At 70.3% G+C, this 16,292-nt stretch carries 14 protein-coding genes; 8 read left to right on the top strand and 6 right to left on the bottom strand.

What is annotated here, in order from left to right:
* Positions 1-141 precede the first annotated feature (141 nt).
* Entirely contained in the window at positions 142-1,122 is a 981-nt protein-coding gene (locus HR086_RS11515) for an aldo/keto reductase (RefSeq protein WP_141646072.1), read from the top strand.
* Positions 1,123-1,152: 30 nt separating this feature from the next.
* On the opposite strand, the gene HR086_RS11510 is transcribed toward HR086_RS11515, so the two are convergent.
* From HR086_RS11510 to HR086_RS11490, 5 genes are all read right to left on the bottom strand, one after another.
* On the bottom strand, positions 1,153-1,959 hold the full coding sequence (locus HR086_RS11510; protein ID WP_174456591.1) for a hypothetical protein: 807 nt from the start codon (positions 1,957-1,959) through the stop codon (positions 1,153-1,155).
* A gap of 125 nt (positions 1,960-2,084) precedes the next feature.
* Positions 2,085-3,287, bottom strand: a complete 1,203-nt coding sequence (locus HR086_RS11505; RefSeq protein WP_217441762.1) for a DUF4130 domain-containing protein — start codon at positions 3,285-3,287, stop codon at positions 2,085-2,087.
* A 36-nt stretch (positions 3,288-3,323) separates the two neighbouring features.
* On the bottom strand, positions 3,324-4,289 hold the full coding sequence (locus HR086_RS11500) for an FHA domain-containing protein (RefSeq protein ID WP_141646070.1): 966 nt from the start codon (positions 4,287-4,289) through the stop codon (positions 3,324-3,326).
* The gene (locus HR086_RS11495; RefSeq protein ID WP_174456592.1) at positions 4,277-5,617 is read right to left on the bottom strand and encodes a S1C family serine protease; all 1,341 of its coding nucleotides are present in this window, start codon (positions 5,615-5,617) and stop codon (positions 4,277-4,279) included. The genes HR086_RS11500 and HR086_RS11495 overlap by 13 nt, the downstream gene beginning before the upstream one ends.
* A gap of 226 nt (positions 5,618-5,843) precedes the next feature.
* A complete protein-coding gene (locus HR086_RS11490; RefSeq protein ID WP_254626288.1) occupies positions 5,844-6,560 on the bottom strand; it encodes a hypothetical protein in 717 nt (238 codons plus the stop codon).
* 115 nt (positions 6,561-6,675) lie between these two features.
* Between HR086_RS11490 and HR086_RS11485 the strand changes: the two genes are divergently transcribed.
* From HR086_RS11485 to HR086_RS11455, 7 genes are all read left to right on the top strand, one after another.
* Positions 6,676-7,158, top strand: a complete 483-nt coding sequence (locus tag HR086_RS11485; protein ID WP_141646068.1) for a hypothetical protein — start codon at positions 6,676-6,678, stop codon at positions 7,156-7,158.
* A gap of 141 nt (positions 7,159-7,299) precedes the next feature.
* The gene (locus HR086_RS11480) at positions 7,300-8,397 is read left to right on the top strand and encodes a 6-phosphofructokinase (protein WP_174465619.1); all 1,098 of its coding nucleotides are present in this window, start codon (positions 7,300-7,302) and stop codon (positions 8,395-8,397) included.
* A 29-nt stretch (positions 8,398-8,426) separates the two neighbouring features.
* Entirely contained in the window at positions 8,427-10,502 is a 2,076-nt protein-coding gene (locus tag HR086_RS11475) for a serine/threonine-protein kinase (protein WP_174465618.1), read from the top strand.
* Positions 10,499-11,518 carry a hypothetical protein gene (locus HR086_RS11470; protein ID WP_174456595.1) on the top strand — a complete coding sequence of 340 codons (1,020 nt, stop codon included), beginning with the start codon at positions 10,499-10,501 and terminating at the stop codon, positions 11,516-11,518. Before HR086_RS11475 ends, HR086_RS11470 begins: the two co-directional genes overlap by 4 nt.
* Before the next feature lie 28 nt (positions 11,519-11,546).
* A complete protein-coding gene (locus tag HR086_RS11465) occupies positions 11,547-13,439 on the top strand; it encodes a sigma 54-interacting transcriptional regulator (protein WP_174463650.1) in 1,893 nt (630 codons plus the stop codon).
* Positions 13,440-13,458: 19 nt separating this feature from the next.
* Complete coding sequence (locus HR086_RS11460; RefSeq protein WP_141647954.1) at positions 13,459-14,049, top strand: hypothetical protein; 591 nt, start codon at positions 13,459-13,461, stop codon at positions 14,047-14,049.
* Positions 14,046-15,674: a carboxypeptidase-like regulatory domain-containing protein gene (locus tag HR086_RS11455; RefSeq protein WP_174465617.1), complete on the top strand. Its 1,629-nt coding sequence runs from the start codon at positions 14,046-14,048 to the stop codon at positions 15,672-15,674. Before HR086_RS11460 ends, HR086_RS11455 begins: the two co-directional genes overlap by 4 nt.
* A 1-nt stretch (position 15,675) precedes the next feature.
* Here the strand turns inward: HR086_RS11455 and HR086_RS11450 are convergent, their stop codons facing one another.
* Positions 15,676-16,191 carry a hypothetical protein gene (locus HR086_RS11450; protein WP_174456598.1) on the bottom strand — a complete coding sequence of 172 codons (516 nt, stop codon included), beginning with the start codon at positions 16,189-16,191 and terminating at the stop codon, positions 15,676-15,678.
* Positions 16,192-16,292 lie beyond the last annotated feature (101 nt).

The raw sequence follows: 16,292 nt of genomic DNA, 5'->3' as shown, positions 1-16,292 counted from the left end.
TCCCCCTACTTTTAATGGATTCTCGGCATCCAGAAAAGTCGTGTCATCACGAATGACCCAGCACATCGGTGTTGACCGGTTGCATATTCACGAACGTTCGTGGCGATGTGCCGCGTCGACACCCGACGAGAGGAGCTCCCCATGAAGTACACGCAACTGGGCCGCACCGGCCTGCGCGTCTCACGCCTGTGCCTGGGCTGCATGAGCTACGGCACCCCCTCATGGCGCCCGTGGGTCCTCAACGAGGAAGCCTCGCAGCCGTTCTTCCGCCGCGCGGTGGAGATGGGCATCAACTTCTTCGACACCGCGGACATGTACTCACTGGGTGTCAGCGAAGAAGTGACGGGCCGTGCGCTGCGACGCTACGCGCGCATGGAGGAGGTGGTGGTCGCCACCAAGGTGTACTTCCCCATGGGCGATGGCCCCAACATGCGCGGCCTGTCCCGCAAGCACATCGTTCAGGCGTGCGAGGCCAGCCTGAAGCGGCTGGGCATGGAGACCATCGACCTCTACCAGATCCACCGGATGGACCCGCACACGCCGGTGGAGGAGACGCTGTCCGCGTTGGATCAGCTCGTCCGCCAGGGCAAGGTGCGCTACCTGGGCGCGTCGTCCACGTATGCGTGGCAGTTCGCGCGGGCCCTGGGCGTGGCGGACGTGAACAGTTGGTCCCGCTTCGTGTCCATGCAGGACCACTACAACCTCGTCTATCGCGAGGAGGAGCGGGAGATGCTGCCGCTGTGCGAGGCGGAGGGCATTGGCGTGCTCCCCTGGTCTCCGCTCGCGCGCGGGTTGCTCGCGGGGACGCGCAAGTCGCTGGGAGACCGGGACGCCACGCCGCGCGCGAAGACGGATGCGTACGCGCCGGTGCTGTATGACCAGGCGGGAGACTGGGACGTGGTGGAGGCCACGCGGCGGGTGGCCGAGGCGCGCAACGTGCCTCCGGCCCAGGTGGCCATGGCGTGGCTGCTGTCGCGTCCCGTGGTGACGGCGCCCATCATCGGCGCCACGAAGCTGGAGCACCTGGAGGACGCCATGCGCTCGGTGGACCTCAAGCTCCAGCCCGAGGAGCTCCAGGCCCTGGAGGCGCCCTACCAGCCCCACGCGCTGCGCGGCATGTGAGCCGCGCGGCGGTACGGTACCGGGTCGACGTCAGAGGTCGACCTGGGTGGGAGCGGGCTTCGGCGCACGCGCGGGCGCGACCGGAGGGACATCCAGGAAGGCGGCTCGCGGGCCAGAGCCGCCATAGGCCAGCGCTTCGATGCGGTTGGTGCGGGGAGCCAGCGGGTCTCTCGGCAGACACTCGGCCTCGGTCTCCAGGAGCTTCAGCTCCGGGCGGGACTCCATGAGCCGCTCGATGCGCGGGGGCACGTAGTCGACGGCGTCCTCGAACGCATACCGGGAGAGGATGCGCGTCGCCGTCACGGGCTCGCAGCGAATCTCGGGACGCGACGTCAGGGAGGTCGTGGTCATCAACACGGCCGCGCCCCGAGCGGAGCTGGGACCGGACCGGGTGGCCTCCGTCACCGTGGTGGACACCCAATGCTCCCGGCACTGCGTCATCGTGTACGGGATGGGGCGGCGGATGACCCGCAGCGGCGCGTATTCCCCCGCGGCCATGGCGGTGCGGACCAGGGCCTTCCATGGCGGCACGGGGCCCTCGGGCATCAGGTGCGTGCGGCACTCCAGCTCCGTGCCCCCGTCGTCCGCCATGAACACCACCTGGACGTTGCTGACGTAACGCGCGCCCGACGTCTCCGCGCGCTCCAGGAACCGAAGCACCAGCGTGCTGCCGTCCTGCGCGTGTCCGAAGGGCATGGAGATGGCCCAGGGCGCGAAGCCAGACTGCTGCGCGAGCGCCGGCGTGGCGACGATGACGGGGGGGCCCTGGCGGACCAGGGGCGAGCGGGCGCACGCGGCGGAAAGGAGCAGCAACAGGGTCAGTGAGGAGCGGCGCATCGAAGGTCCCCTTGTCGTGGGCTTTGCGTCCTCCGAGATTACGCCCCTCGCGGCGACCCGCCCCAGCCGGCAAACCACGGAGCAACCATCCCCGTGGGGAACGATATGGCGGCCGCGTCCAGACGTTACCCGCGCCGACCGGCGTGGCGCAGCCACTGCGCCGCCGAGCGAAGGTCCGCCTCGAAGTGGATGCGCAGCTCCGCGCGCTCGCGAGGGTCCGCCCGGCGCAACACGTCCGCGGGCGCGAAGGTGGCCATGGCGCCGCGTGCCCAGGGCGTCTGGACGAATTGTCCCCGGTTGAGGTTGAGGCGAAACCCCGGCCCCAGCACCGCCTGGCCCGCCGTGCTGCCCAGCGCGAGCATCAACAACGGGCGCACCGAGGCCACCTCCGACGCCAGCGCTTCCCGGAAGGCCTGCGCCTCCCGCCAGCCCGCGGCCTCCGCGTCCCCATCCGGCGGAGGTCCCCGCGAGACATGGAGGTCCGTGGGCTTCAGCCCCGCCCGGGAGAGCACCACCTCCAACAACCGCCCCGCCGGCCCCACGAAGCACGGCACGTCACCGTCCTCCCGCGTGTCGGGCACGTCCCCCACCATCATCACCGGAGTCCCCTCTGACGGTGTCCGCGACCTGCGCGCGGCCGTGCTCCGCGCCGGGGCTTGCGGCGGCGCTTCCCACGCCAGTCCCGCGCCGTAGCTCAGGCGCGCCAGGTCCCAGTGGGCGCTGGCGTCCGGGGTGAAGAGGCTCCAGCGCAGCGTGGGAAAGCGCCCCACGAGAAAGGGCGCCGCCAGCCTGACGACGAGGTGCTCCGGCCGGTACCATGCGACATACCGCTCCGCGCCGTCGGACGCTCCCCGCCGGAAGCGGACGCGAATCACGAGGTTGCGCACGTCCCGCCGCACCGCGCGCTCCATCCGCCGCAGCCGCTGGACGTCCCGGTCCACCTCCCGCTCCAGCAGCCACCGCTCCCCGTGGGTCAGCCGCCAGAGCACGCGGTACAGCAGCGCCCAGCGCTCCGGCTCCCGGTGACACACCACCTTCTCCGCCAGCCCCAGGAAGTCCCGGGGCACCACCGGCAGCGCGCCGGTGCCCATGCCGCTCAAGAGCGCATCCACCCGTCCATTCCACGGGCCCGGCGCTTCCTCGAAAGACACCCGCTCCGGGGGCAGACACCGCGCCAACAGCCCCCGCGCCACTTCCCGAAACGATGCCAGCTCCGGCGCCACGCTCACCCGCACCTGGACCTCCTGGTCGCTCAGCGACACACGCCGCGAGCCACCCGTGGAGGGTGCTCGCGCGCGAGGAAGGCTTCTACCTTCCAGGTCTGACATCACCATCCCACCCGTGACGTCGTCGGGCCCTCGCGGCTATTCCTCCTTCGCGAGCGCGTCCACCTGCTGCTGGAGCCCCTCCATCTCCTCGAAGAAGGACTCCACGGGCTGGGCGCGGGTCATGCGGAAGGCCGGCGGCAGCAGCGTGCGCGGGAAGTCCAGCGACGTGCTGAAGGGCTCGTTGCCCAGAAGGTCGTTCGCGCGGGACAGGGCGCCGAAGGAGAGCGTCACCACGACGAGCACTCGAACCAATCTCGCGGGCTCCCACCGTGCCACGTAGCGCAGGTGCCAGAAGAGGCCCCAGCCCATGAGCGAGAGGAACGTCGCGTGGTGCAGCCAGGACAGGCCCGAACCCAGCCCCAGGCTGAAGCCCAGCGCCGACACGAGCGGTGGCAGCGCCACGGCCCCCAGCAGCACCAGGCTGCCGATGGTGGCATGCGTGCGGTAGTGGAACCGGCGGCGGGAGATGCGACTGGCGACGGCCCATCCCCCCGCCCACAGCAACGTCAGCGTGAGCGGCGTCACCACGGCCACCGTCAGCTCGCCCCAATCCGTGCGGCCGTAGTTGCCCAGGTGCGTCTCGAGCGAGCTGACGAAGATCAGGGCCAGCATCGCGATGGGGAACGCGCGGGCGTGCTCGAACACGCGCTCCCGGGGGGCGACGGCCGAGGTGATGACGGTGCCGGGCACGGCGTGGTCCCTGCGCCGGAAGCGCAGCACCGTGTCACCCACGGCCACGCGCGTATCGGGCGCCAGCTCCAGTTCGGCGAGCGGTGCCCAGGGCTCCACGCGCCAGGTGCCGTTGTGGCTGCCCACATCCCGCACCACGAGCGCGCCGTCCTCGCGCCGCTCGATGCGCAGGTGTTCGGGGGAGACCTTGGGGTCATCGAGGATGACGTCGTTCGAGTACGCCCGGCCAATCGTCGCGGGGAAGCGCTCCAGGCGGTGGCGCTCGTGGACGGAATCCCCTTCCAGCACCTCCAGGAAGATCATTTCGTCCACGACAGCCCCTCCAGGTAGCGGCGCGCCAGCTTGCGCGCGTTGTCCGCCGTGAAGCCGCCCAGCGTGAGGCTGGTGTCGACGCCGCTGGTGCTGGCGTTGAGCGCGGCGGCGCGCAGCACCAGGTCATAGAGGCCCGGGAAGCGCTTGTAGGCGCGCAGGCACAGCGCGGCGCGGACGGGCAGGCCCTCCACGTCCACGAACTCCGTGGTGCAGCGGAAGTTGGTGACGTCCTCGCGCGAGGCCTCCACCGTGTCCGGGTCCTGCGCGTACAGCGCGCTGTAGAGCGAGGAGAAGCGCAGCGCGCCCAGCTTCTGGCTGGAGGCCTGCTGGTGCAGGAAGGCCACCACGCCCGTGCGGTGATGCGAGGACAGGTAGATGTCCTCCTCCGAGGAGCACTGGTAGTTCGTCACCGTGTAGGGCACCTCCGGGTCATGTGGCGTGTCGCCCCAGCACTTGAGGAAGGGAATCCACCGGCCGGGGACCTGGTAGCTGCCCAGCTTCTGCTTCGGCACCGGGGCCGCCATCAGCTGCTCGGTGAGGCGCTGCTGGTTGTCGACGAGCTGCGCGCGCACCGTGTCCACGAGCGTGCGGGCCTCGTCCGGCTTCGCCTCCAGCGCGCGCGCAAGCAGCGCGCTCGCGTGCTTCACCGGCACCAGGAAGCCGAGCTGGTTTCCCATGGTGGCGACGTTGACGCCCACCACGCGCCCCTGTCCGGTGAGCGTGGGCCCGCCGCTCATGCCCGGATTGATGGCGCCGCTGAAGTGGATGCGCTCATAGAGCGAGTCCTGGATGAAGCCGTTGTAGGTGCCCTCGACGATGGTGGTTCCCAGGTCATGGGGATTGCCCATGGCGAACAGGCGCGTGCCCTGCTGCGGCTCGCGGTCCTCCAGCGCGAAGAAGTCCTTCACGACGTCATCCATCCGGATGACGGCCAGGTCATGGACGACGTCCACGTCCACCAGGCGCGCCGGCACGGGCTCGCCGCCGCTGCGCAGGACGAGCTCCGCGGTGTAGTCCTCCGGGTGGAGCACCACGTCGGAGACCACGTGATAGTTGGTGATGGCGTGCCCGCTGGCGGAGACGAAGAAGGCCGAGCCGATGGACGAGCGCGTGCCCGAGCGCCGCTCGATGATGCGCACCTGGGCGACGCGGTTCTGGATGCGCTGGAACAGCTCGTGGGTGGCCGGAGGCAGCACGGCCGGAGGGGACTCGGGCGCGGGAGCAGGCGCGGAGTCGGGTTCGCTTCGAGCGGGGGCCTGCACGCCCGGTTCCGAGGGAGCGACCGACGGCGCCTGCCCAAGCACGGCGACGAGAAGGAGGACGAACATGGATGCCGCGCACGCTATCCCAGCACCGAGCGCCTGGGCACCGAGTCGCGCACGGCCCGGAGCGTGAGGCCCGCGTGCGCTCGCCGACCCACCTGCCCTGTTGGCGGCGTGGCTGCCAGCGGATAGGTTCCGCCCCGCCGAAGGTGGCTCGCGGGGGTCCGCGAGGTTTAGGGAATCCGGTGCCCGTCCCCGATTGCCGACCTCGCGACAGGCGCTCGGGGCGTCGTCACGCCTCGGAAGTACCCTGCCCCGCCCGCATCCGGCGCCACGCCGCGTACGACGCCACCAGCGCCCCGGCCAGTGCTCCCGCGAGCGCCCCCAGCACCCGGCGCGGCACCACGCCCGGCGCGGTCGTCGCCTCCAACCGGAACGTATCCAGCGACGCGCGCACCCCCGGCGCCAGCGACTCCCAGCGCACCGCCGGCGCGCTCACCACCACCACCGCGTGCCGGCCCTCGGACGCGAGCCCCGCCACCAGCACCGTGCGAACCTGTCCCGCCTCGCGCAGCGTGCCCAGCACCTCCACTCGCGGAACGATTCCACCCACCCGGTCCACGCGCTCCGGAGACAGCGTCACCCCCAGCTCCCGCTGGAAGTGCTGCATCACCGCCGACGCGAAGTCATCCCGCTCCGAAGGAGTGGCGGAGAAACTCCGCTCCACCACCGAGACCAGCATCGTCGCCGCCTCGGGCCCCTCCCCATCCGCCAGCGCCGCCGACAGGCTCCGCGTCGCCTCCGCGTCGAGCGACACCGCTCCCGCCACCGAGCCCACGTAAGGCTCCCACCGCACCATGTGGAAGCGCTCCGGCGGCCGCAGCACGTAGCCGTCTCGACGCAGCTCGGAGCCGAGCGCGCCCGACAGCAGCAACCAGCCTCCAGCCGCCCACGCGAGATTCACGCCGCGAGCATAGGCCCCCCGCGTCACATCCGCAGGCCAGGTCATGGGCCCCGAGAAACGACGAACCCACGGATACCCCGTGCCCCCGGGCGCGGCGAAGTCACCGCTCACATGCCTTCGTTGTGACATCCCCGGGCGGCGCGGGTAACCTCGCGCCCAGATGACTCCTGCAGCCCGGGTGGAGATGGAGGCACGCGCCGACCGAGCCCTGCGCCGTGGCGAGCTCGTCGAGGCGGTCGACCTCTACGAGACGCTCACCCATGCCTTCCCGGATGACGCCTCGCTCGCCGACAAGCTCGCCAACGTGCGCGAGTCCCTGCTCCCCCTGGAACTCCAGAAGCTGGAGGCCGCCCGCCCGCCCGAGGAGCCGGAGCTGCCGGTCGGTCCCTCCTCACCCGCGCAAGAGGGTGAGCGCCTGTTCGCCCTCGGGGACTACGTGGGGGCCGCCGCCGCCTATCGCCGCGCCCTCCAGGAGCGTCCGGACAACGAACTCTTCAAGGAACGGCTGCTCGAGGTCTTCCAGATGGCCCGGGAGATGCCCCTACAGTCACCGACAGACAAGGCCCTTCCCAAGGCCCCTCAGCCCCGTCTTCAAGCCCTCCTCGACAGGGTCGCTTCTCGTCGCCGCCTCAAGCGGGACTGATGGAAGCTCGCGTTTCCACTCGGAAATCCGACCTGCCGAATGATTCGCGCGTTGCACCCCGGCTCCGGGGCCTCCTATCATCAGGTCCGACGTCGCTGTCATGGTGGGCCACCCTCCCTCTGACACCCGCGTCCGACCCCTATGGCCCGTTCCCTGAGACTCGGAGTCCTCACCGGTGGCGGAGACTGCCCCGGGCTCAACGCGCTCATCCGTGGCCTCGTCAAGCGGGGCACGCATGAGTTCGGCCATGAGTTCGTGGGCATCGAGAACGGTTACATGGGGCTGGTGGAGCCAGACCTCACGCGTCCCCTCACCGAGGAGGACACGCGGGGAATCCTGCCCAAGGGCGGCACCATCCTCGGCACGTCCAACCGCGCGAACCCCTTCCTCTATGCCTTCCGCGAAGGTGGCCACTGGGTGGAGCGCGACGTGTCCGACGCGGTGCTGCGGCGCTGCGAGGCGCTGAAGCTCGACGGAGTCATCGCCGTGGGCGGTGACGGCACGCTGTCGATTGGCCACCGACTGAGCGAGAAGGGCCTCAAGGTGGTCGGCTGTCCGAAGACCATCGACAATGACTTGAGCGGGACGGACCAGACGTTCGGCTTCGACACCGCGCGCCTCATCGTCACGGAGGCGCTGGACCGGCTGCACTCCACCGCCGAGTCCCACGACCGGGTGATGCTGGTGGAGATCATGGGTCGCCACGCGGGCTTCCTCACGCTGGAGAGCGGGCTCGCGGGCGGGGCCGACGTCATCCTCATCCCGGAGATTCCGTACCGGGTGGAGGCCATCGTGGAGAAGCTGCGCCGCCGCGCCACCCGCCGCCGCAGCTTCTCCATCATCGCCATCTCCGAGGGCGCGTTCCCCGTGGGCGGCACGCTGGCCGTGCTGGACCGGGCCGAAGACGTCCCCGGGCGAGGCGTGGTGCGACTGGGCGGCTCCGGCAAGGTGTGCGCGGATCTGCTGGCGCAGCACATCGAGGCGGAGATTCGGGTGAATGTGCTGGGGCATCTCCAGCGAGGAGGAAGTCCGAGCGCGGCGGACCGCGTGCTGGCGACGCGCTATGGTTGTGGGGTGTTGGACCTGGTGCGCGACGGACAGTGGGACCACATGGTGGCCCTGCGCGCCGGGCAGCTCGTCGCTGTACCTCTGAGCGAGTCGCGAAAGGAGCGCCGGGTGGACCCATCCGGCGAACTGGTGCGCTTCGCCAAGAGCATGGGCATCAGCTTCGGGGACTGAGGGAGGGGCAGGCACAACCGCCGCATGTCATGACGCTCGTCGGCCGCCATATCGGTCGTTATCGCATCCTCGAGCAACTCGGCTCGGGGGGCATGAGCGTCGTGTACAAAGGGCTCGACACGGCCCTGGACCGTGAAGTCGCGGTGAAGGTGCTGCACCCGCACCTGGCCGGCAAGGACGAGTCGCGCAGGCGGCTGGCCCGCGAGGCCCGCGCCGTGGCGAAGCTGCACCACCCCAACATCCTGGAGGTGTTCGACTTCTCCGCCGCGGACGCGCAGGACGCGTTCATCGTCACCGAGTACATCCGTGGCCGGACGCTCAAGACGGTCCTGGACGAAGGTCCGCTGGATCCGCCGGAGCTGGCGGCGATGATCATCCACGAGCTGGCGGCGGCGCTCGCGCATGCGCACGAGGCCGGCGTCATCCACCGCGACCTCAAGCCCGAGAACGTCATGGTGCGCGAGGACGGCATCCTCAAGCTCATGGACTTCGGCATCGCCCGGCTGATCGACATCGAGGAGCGGATGACGGTGACGGGCTCGCTCGTGGGCTCGCCCGCGCACATGTCCCCGGAGATCATCGAGGGCCTGGAGGCGGGCCCCGAGGCGGACGTCTTCAGCGTGGGCATCATGTTCTACGCGGCCATGACGGGGCGGCTGCCCTTCTCCGCGCCCAACACCACGGCCACGCTCAAGCGCATCCTCGACGGTGACTACGAGGATCCGCGCCGCCGCCTCCCCGCCCTGTCGGACGAGCTGGCGGACATCTGCGCGCGCTGTCTCCAGAGAGATCCTCAGCAGCGCTATCCGGACGCCAGCAAACTGCGTGACGCGCTGGCGGACTACCTCGCGGGCCTGGGCTTCTCCCGGGTGGGCGAGGAGCTGGTGTCGTTCTTCGCCGATCCACCGTCGTACCGGAAGCTGGCGCGGCAGCGCATTGTCGCCAGGCTGCTGGAGCGAGGGGAGCGGCTGCTCTCGGAGAAGCGCACGTCGAGGGCGCTCGGCAGCCTCAATCACGTGCTGGCGCTGGACGCGCAGAACGCTCGGGCGCTCGGGTTGCTCAAGGGCATCCAGCGCGCGCAGCGCGTGAAGACCTGGCGGCGGCGCGGCATCCGGCTGGCGGTGGGATTGCTCACCGCCACGGCCGTGAGCCTGGGCGCCTACAAGGCGTACCACGCACGCGCGGATGCGGCGGCCCTCCAGCCGGGCACGGACAGTCCTCCCAAGGGCGGCGAGGGCGTCAACCCGGGCTCCGGCGACACCAGTCATGATGGCGCGAACGGCGGGGTCGGAAACTCCAGCCCCGAGGGAACACTCGGCGCGGGAAACCCGGGCACGGACGCGCGCGAGCCCCCCGGCACCGTGGACACGGCTCACCGACCGAACCTTCGTCCCGCCGCGCCGACCGACGGTGCTCGCACGAGGAGCGCCGATCCGTCGCGATTCCCCCCGGGCTACACCCCCGAAGCCACCTCCTCCCGCATGGAGTCCCTCGTCGGCCGTCCCGACACCCGGCAGGCCCCCGCCTCGGGCGGAAGCGCGGCGCGCGCGAGCGCGGTACGTCCCACCGGAGGCGCCCAGGAGGACGCCCGCGCCCTGCCGGGAGGTCCAGGCGAGGACCGTGTCGCCGGCCGGAAATCCGCGTCGAAGAAGATCCTGGTGTCCATCCTCGTGCGGCCCTTCGGGCTCATTCGCGTGGACGATGGCATGCCCAGCGCCCAGGCCCTCCAGAAGCACGACGTGGAGATGGCCCCCGGCCCACACGCCATCACCATCTCCTGCGACTACTGCGAGGACGTGGTGGAGACCATCGACGTGCAGCCCGACGGGGAGAACATCTTCCACCTGCGCGCCCAGCCCAAGTCGGCGCCGCTGTCGCTCGAGTACGAGCCCGCCGAGGCCACCGTGCGAGTGGGCGACCAGGTGCGCACCGCGCGCGACAGCGTCCAGCACCCGTTCGAGATTCGCTCGCCACGCGGGCCCGCGGGCTTCCAGCACACCGTCACGGTGGAGATCTCCCATCCGGGCTTCCAGACGGAGCGACGCGTGGTGCACCTGCGTCCCGGCGAGCCCACCCTTCTGCACGGGAGCCTGCGTCCCGAATGAGTCGAAGGTTCGCGTTCATCTCGCTCTGGATCCTGCTGTGGACCCCGGCCGCCTCGCTCGCGCAGGAGGCCGGAGACCCGGAGGTCGCCGCCCTGCGCGCCAGCTTCGAATACGGCAAGTACGCCGAGGTCCTGGACCGCGCGGGTGCCCGCATCGACCGTGGCGGGCTCAACGAGGACGAGCTGGTGGAGCTGCACAAGCTGGCCGGACTCGCCGCCTTCAACCTGGGACGCACCGAGGAGGCCTCGCGTCACCTGCGCGCCCTGCTCCGACTGGACCCCGATTTCAGCCTGGACCCGTTCGTCGTCCCGCCCCCGGCGGTGACCTTCCTGGAGAGCATCAAGGACGACATGACCAATGAGCTGGAGTTCCTCCGGCAGGAGCGCCGGCTGCGCCAGGAGCGCGAGAAGGCCGAGGCCGAGCGCCGCGAACGTGAGCGCATGGAAGCCGAGGTCCTCCGTCGCCGCGCCGAGGAGCTGGCGAGTCAGGTCAACGTCCGCACGGTGGAGAAGCGCAACTTCCTGGTCAACTTCGTGCCGTTCGGCGCGGGCCAGTTCCAGCAAGGCCGCAACAGCCTGGGCATCGTCTTCGCCGCCACCGAAGGTGTGCTCGCGGTGACGAGCATCATCTCCTACTTCGCCTACGAGTCGCTCTTCGAGGAGCGGCCCCTCGAGCTGGACAACGTGCTCGACGAGGATGGCAAGGCGTCCATCACCATCCGGTACATCCCCACCAACCGCGAGCGTCAGCGGGACACGTGGCAGTTGCTCAAGCTGGCCTCCGCCGCCGGCTTCTACACCATCTATGCGCTGGGCGTGGTGGACGCGCTGTACCACCACGAGGACCAGGTGGTACGCACCTCGGTGGAGACGCGAGATCCGCCCTCTTCCAACGCGCCCCGCTCGGAGTCCTCGGTCTCCCGGCCGCCGCGCGCGACCGCGCCTCGCCCCACCGCACGGCTGGGGCTGTACCCTACTTCCGGCGGACTCGGCGCCGGACTCACCCTCTCCTTCTGAGCCTTTTTCTCCAGGTACGTGAAGCCCTATGGCCAGCCTCACCGTCCGCAGTCCTGATGGCAAGGTCCGCGCGGTCGCCCTGCACAAGCGCATCACCAGCATCGGCCGGAGCCCGGACAACGACATCCCGCTCGAAGACTCCGGCGTTCCCGACAGCGCCCTGCACGTCACGTTCGACGGCAGTCGCTACGAAGTCGGCAGCCTGGGCGCCACCTTCCACGTCAACGGCAAGAAGCGCGACTCACACGCGCTCGCCACCGGCGACGTGGTCCGCGTGGGCGGCACCGAGCTGACGTTCGCCCGCGAGGACGCGCCGCGCGCGCCCCCCCCCTCCGCCCTCACGCCTCACCGCGACGCGGTGGCCAGTCCGGAAACCGCGGACTCGCACACCACGGAGCTGCCCGGCGTGCCCGGCCGAGAGCTGGCCATGCTGCGGCGGCTCACCGCGTTCAGCGAACGGCTGCTGGCCCTCTACGACGTGGAGCGCATCCTCGAGAGCCTGATGGACGAGGCCATCGAGGTGACGCGCGCCGACAAGGGCTTCCTCATCCTCATGGAGAGCGGGGACCCGCGCGTGAAGGTCGCGCGCAACGTGGCCCGGGAGAACATCGAGGACGCGGTGGAGAAGCTGTCCGACTCCATCATCGCCAAGGTGGTCAAGGAGCAGCGGCCCCTCATCGTCGCGGACGCGGTGGACGCGCCCGAGTTCAAGGCCAGCGAGTCCGTCGTCAACCTGCGCGTGCACTCCGTTATGTGCGTGCCGCTGATGCACAAGGGGGACCTGTTCGGCGTCATCTACGTGGGCAATGACCGGCTGGTGAACCGGTTCGAGCCCAAGAGCGCGGACATGCTCACCATCTTCGCGGCCCAGGCGTCGCTCGTCCTGCAGAACGCGATGCTGGTCAACGACCTCAAGCTCGACGTCACGGAGCTGCGCCGGAAGCTGGAGGACCAGCGCTATGGCGACATCGTCGGGGCCTGTCAGGGCATGCGCGACGTGTACAAGCGCATCGACAAGATTGCCCCCACGGACATCTCCGTGCTCATCACCGGCGAGACGGGCACCGGCAAGGAATTGATCGCCCGGGAGATCCACCGCCGCTCGCCCCGCGTGAAGGGCCCCTTCATCACCATCAACTGCGGCGCGATTCCGGAGAACCTGCTGGAGAGCGAGCTGTTCGGCCACGTGAAGGGCGCCTTCACCGGCGCGGTGGCCACCAAGGCGGGCAAGTTCCAGGCGGCCATCAGCGGCACCCTCTTCCTGGACGAGATTGGCGAGATGCCGCTCCAGCTCCAGGTGAAGCTGCTGCGCGCGCTCCAGGAGAAGATCGTCTACAAGGTGGGCGACAACCGCGGCGAGCCGGTGGACATCCGCGTCGTCGCCGCCACCAACAAGGTGCTCGAGGACGAGGTGAAGCGGAACACCTTCCGTGAGGACCTCTACTACCGGCTCAACGTCGTCACCCTGAAGCTGCCGCCCCTGCGCGAGCGCGGCGAGGACGTCGTCGTGCTGGGCAAGTTCTTCCTCCACAAGTACTCGCGCGAATTCAACTCCCGGGCCAAGGGCTTCACCCCGTCCGCCGCCGTGTCCATGAAGAAGTACGGCTGGCCTGGCAACATCCGCGAGTTGGAGAACCGCATCAAGAAGGCGGTGGTGCTGTCCGACAAGCCGCTGCTGGGCCCCGACGACCTGGACCTCAAGCCGGAGAACCTGGAGCCCATCATGCCGCTGCTCCAGGCCAAGGAAGAATTCCAGAAGCGTTACATCAACGAAGTGTTGGCGCGGAACAACGGCAACCGGACGAAGACGGCCAAGGACCTGGGCGTGGACCCTCGCACCATCTTCCGCCACCTGGAGAAGCTGGAAGCGGAGAAGACCGGGCGGCCCCTGCCCCCCGAGGAGGGCGAGGAGCTGCTCTGAAGCGGCCCCAGTCGCACTGGTGATGGACTCGACGACGCGGCGAGAAGTCTGGGACAGGCGCTCCGGCCAGGGCTGGGCGACGTGCGTGCTGGCCGCGAGTCTGGGCCTGCTCGTCGGCTGCCTGTTGCCCCAGGACGACACCCTGCTCGACGAGCCTCCGCGCTTCATGAACCGCTCGCCGCGCATCATCGAGTCGCTGGTGTTGCCGCAGGAGCACATCATCCAGGACTTCGGCGGGAGCCGGTGCGAGCTGACGTTCGAGGTCGCCGTCGAGGACCCGGACGTGGATGACCGCATCAAGGTGCACTGGTTCATCGACTACAGCCCGCAGGACCCGCGCGGGCCGTACCGGGAAATCGCCCTGACGAACAACGGCGAGGCCCGCCGTCCGGACCGGGGCACGCTGCGCATCAACCTGGCCTCGGCGAACGCGGAGCTGAGCACGCCGGGCCAGCACCTGGTGGAGGCGCTGGTGAGCGACGCGGAGCTCACGGACCGCGAGCCCGAATCGCAGGTGGTGAACCTGCCCGACGGAGGCTCCATCATCGACCCGGGGTTCGTCATCAGCTACTCCTGGGTGGTGAACACGGTGCAGGGGGACTGCCGATGAAGGGGGGCCCCGCGCGGCTCCTCCTCGCGCTGACGCTGCTCTGGGGCACCGGCTGTGCCCTGCTTGAAGAGGAGCCGGAGGATTCCCTGCTCGTCTGCCGCTCGGACGCGGACTGCGCCTCCAACGAGGTGTGCTTCGTGGACGGCTGTGGCGACCCGGGCCAGGACATCGTCGTGGAGGTGACGCCCAACCCCGCTCTCGGCCTGTACGCGCAGGACTTCCCGGTGGGTCGCCTGCGGGCCGAGCAGAACCTGGAGCTGTTCGACAAGGCCTCGCTGCGCGGGACGACGCTGCGCTCGACGGTGCCACCCGCGTCGTCGACCACCACCTCCCGTCCCTACTCCGAGCCGCTCGTGGTGCGCGCCGTCGGCACGAGCGCCCTCATCCCCGGGGTGGCCCGCTACCACGAGGCGACGCTGGTGCCGGACAACGGGCAGTGGACCCTGCCGGTGGCCAGCGGCCAGTACGCGGTGACGGTGCTCGCCGAGGACCCCCTGGTGCCTCCCGTGACGAACCTGGGCACCGTGTTCCCGGGCACGGCGCTCGCGATGCAGTGGTTGTTGCCCGCCGCCGACGCCGTGGTGCCTGTGCAAGGGCAGTTGACCGGACACGGGGGCGCGCCGCTGGACGCGGACCTCTCGGTGGAGGCCCTGGACGCCGAGCTGAAGCCAATCTCCCAGCGCGTTCCCGTGAATCGCGGCACGGGCGCCTTCGCGCTGGCGCTGCCGCCGGAGGCCGCGAGTGCCTCCACGGTGCTGCTGCGCGTGACGGCGCGGGACGCGGGCGCGCTCCTGCCCCAGCAGACCTTCACGGTGGACCCGAGCGTCCCCTTGCCTGGCCCGCTGGAGCTGGGTGACTTCGGCGCCGCGGTGCGGGTGTCGGGACGCGTGGTGGCCCTGGACGGCCGACCTGTCGTCGCCGCCACGGTGTCGATCCAGGGGCGCGTGGGAGGCGGCGGGAGCTTCCAGAGCGCCGTGGCGACGACGGACGAGGAAGGCCGCTTCGAGCTGCGCTCCCTGCCCAGCGCCACCGAGTCCCCGCTGGAGCTGGTGGTGGTGCCTCCCGCCGGCTCCACCTCCGGGCTCACCACCGCCGCGGCCGTGGTGCCTCGCGAGGACACGGTGTTGCCGGACGTGGTGTGCGTCAACCGCCGCGTGGCGCGCGGCCGGCTCCTGCAGCCCGACAACGTCTCCCCCGCCGCGGGCGTGCGGCTGGTGGTGGAGCCCGTGGACGTCGTCCCCGGCCGGCTGCTTCCGCCCAACCTCGCCTCGGAGACCCTCACGGACGCCAACGGCGAATACGTGCTGCGGTTGGACCCCGCCCTCTACCGGCTGGATGTCGTGCCGGGTGAGAACCTGCCCCGCGTCAGCCGCTTCGTCTCGGTGCTGCCCGCCAATGACGGCTCCGAGCAGGCCGTGACGGCCTTCGCCCTCCAGCGGGGCCGCACCTTGCGCGGGCGGGTGCTGTCATCGACGCGAGAGCCGGGCGTGCCTCCGGGCCTGCCCTTCACGTCCATCCGCTTCTATCGGGTAGTGAACGTGGAGGGGCGCCCCTCCTCCGTGCTGCTGGCCCAGTCCGTGACGGACACGCTAGGCCGCTACACCGCGCTGCTGCCGGTGCGCTGACTCACGGCCGGGGGGACGTGGCGGCCGGACTGGCGCTGGCGGCCTGGAAGGCGGCGTGGAACGAGTCCACCGTGCCGCCCACCTCGTCCGCGTACTGCACCGCGTGCGTGGTGTAGAGGTCCAGCACCACCTCCAGGCGGCGGTACACGGTGCGCAACGGCGCGCGCTCGCGGGCCTTCAAATCGCACTGGGACTCCCGCTCGCGCATCCGCGCCAGCCACGAGGTCCGGAAGCGCATCCATTCCTGGTCCGTGTCTCGCGCGGGCGACACGCGCACCAGCTTCTCGCGCCCCGCCTCCAGCTCGTCCCACAGGGCCCGGGCACCCGCCAGACACTCCTGGAAGCTGAGCGTCGTGGCCGCGGGTGGCAACTCCTCTGGCGTCATGGCCGCCACCGAGCGGCTCACGTTCCAGATGATCCACAGCGAGAAGAGCGTGGTGAGCGCGATGTAGACCCCATACGCGGCACCACGGTAGCGGCGGAAGCGAGGATCTTTCCGAGGGTCGGGAGCGGACACGGGGTCCAGGTCTTATGACTGTGGACCCCGCGTGGCAACGCTTCCGTGTCACCCCACCCGACAGGCGGGCGGGGTGCGTCCAGGGACTACTGGCCCGCGGG

The organism is Myxococcus sp. CA039A (assembly GCF_013336645.1).
Classification (GTDB): domain Bacteria; phylum Myxococcota; class Myxococcia; order Myxococcales; family Myxococcaceae; genus Myxococcus; species Myxococcus llanfairpwllgwyngyllgogerychwyrndrobwllllantysiliogogogochensis.
Note: the sequence above shows the minus strand (reverse complement) of the source record. Positions and strands in the feature narration are given on the sequence as shown.

Excerpts from the sequence above, each read along its gene's own strand:
- HR086_RS11515 (WP_141646072.1), top strand. The coding sequence starts at position 142 with ATGAAGTACACGCAACTGGGCCGCACCGGCCTGCGCGTCTCACGCCTG.
- HR086_RS11510 (WP_174456591.1), bottom strand. The coding sequence starts at position 1,959 with ATGCGCCGCTCCTCACTGACCCTGTTGCTGCTCCTTTCCGCCGCGTGC.
- HR086_RS11505 (WP_217441762.1), bottom strand. The coding sequence starts at position 3,287 with ATGTCAGACCTGGAAGGTAGAAGCCTTCCTCGCGCGCGAGCACCCTCC.
- HR086_RS11495 (WP_174456592.1), bottom strand. The coding sequence starts at position 5,617 with ATGTTCGTCCTCCTTCTCGTCGCCGTGCTTGGGCAGGCGCCGTCGGTC.
- HR086_RS11490 (WP_254626288.1), bottom strand. The coding sequence starts at position 6,560 with ATGACCTGGCCTGCGGATGTGACGCGGGGGGCCTATGCTCGCGGCGTG.
- HR086_RS11485 (WP_141646068.1), top strand. The coding sequence starts at position 6,676 with ATGACTCCTGCAGCCCGGGTGGAGATGGAGGCACGCGCCGACCGAGCC.
- HR086_RS11480 (WP_174465619.1), top strand. The coding sequence starts at position 7,300 with ATGGCCCGTTCCCTGAGACTCGGAGTCCTCACCGGTGGCGGAGACTGC.
- HR086_RS11475 (WP_174465618.1), top strand. The coding sequence starts at position 8,427 with ATGACGCTCGTCGGCCGCCATATCGGTCGTTATCGCATCCTCGAGCAA.
- HR086_RS11470 (WP_174456595.1), top strand. The coding sequence starts at position 10,499 with ATGAGTCGAAGGTTCGCGTTCATCTCGCTCTGGATCCTGCTGTGGACC.
- HR086_RS11465 (WP_174463650.1), top strand. The coding sequence starts at position 11,547 with ATGGCCAGCCTCACCGTCCGCAGTCCTGATGGCAAGGTCCGCGCGGTC.
- HR086_RS11455 (WP_174465617.1), top strand. The coding sequence starts at position 14,046 with ATGAAGGGGGGCCCCGCGCGGCTCCTCCTCGCGCTGACGCTGCTCTGG.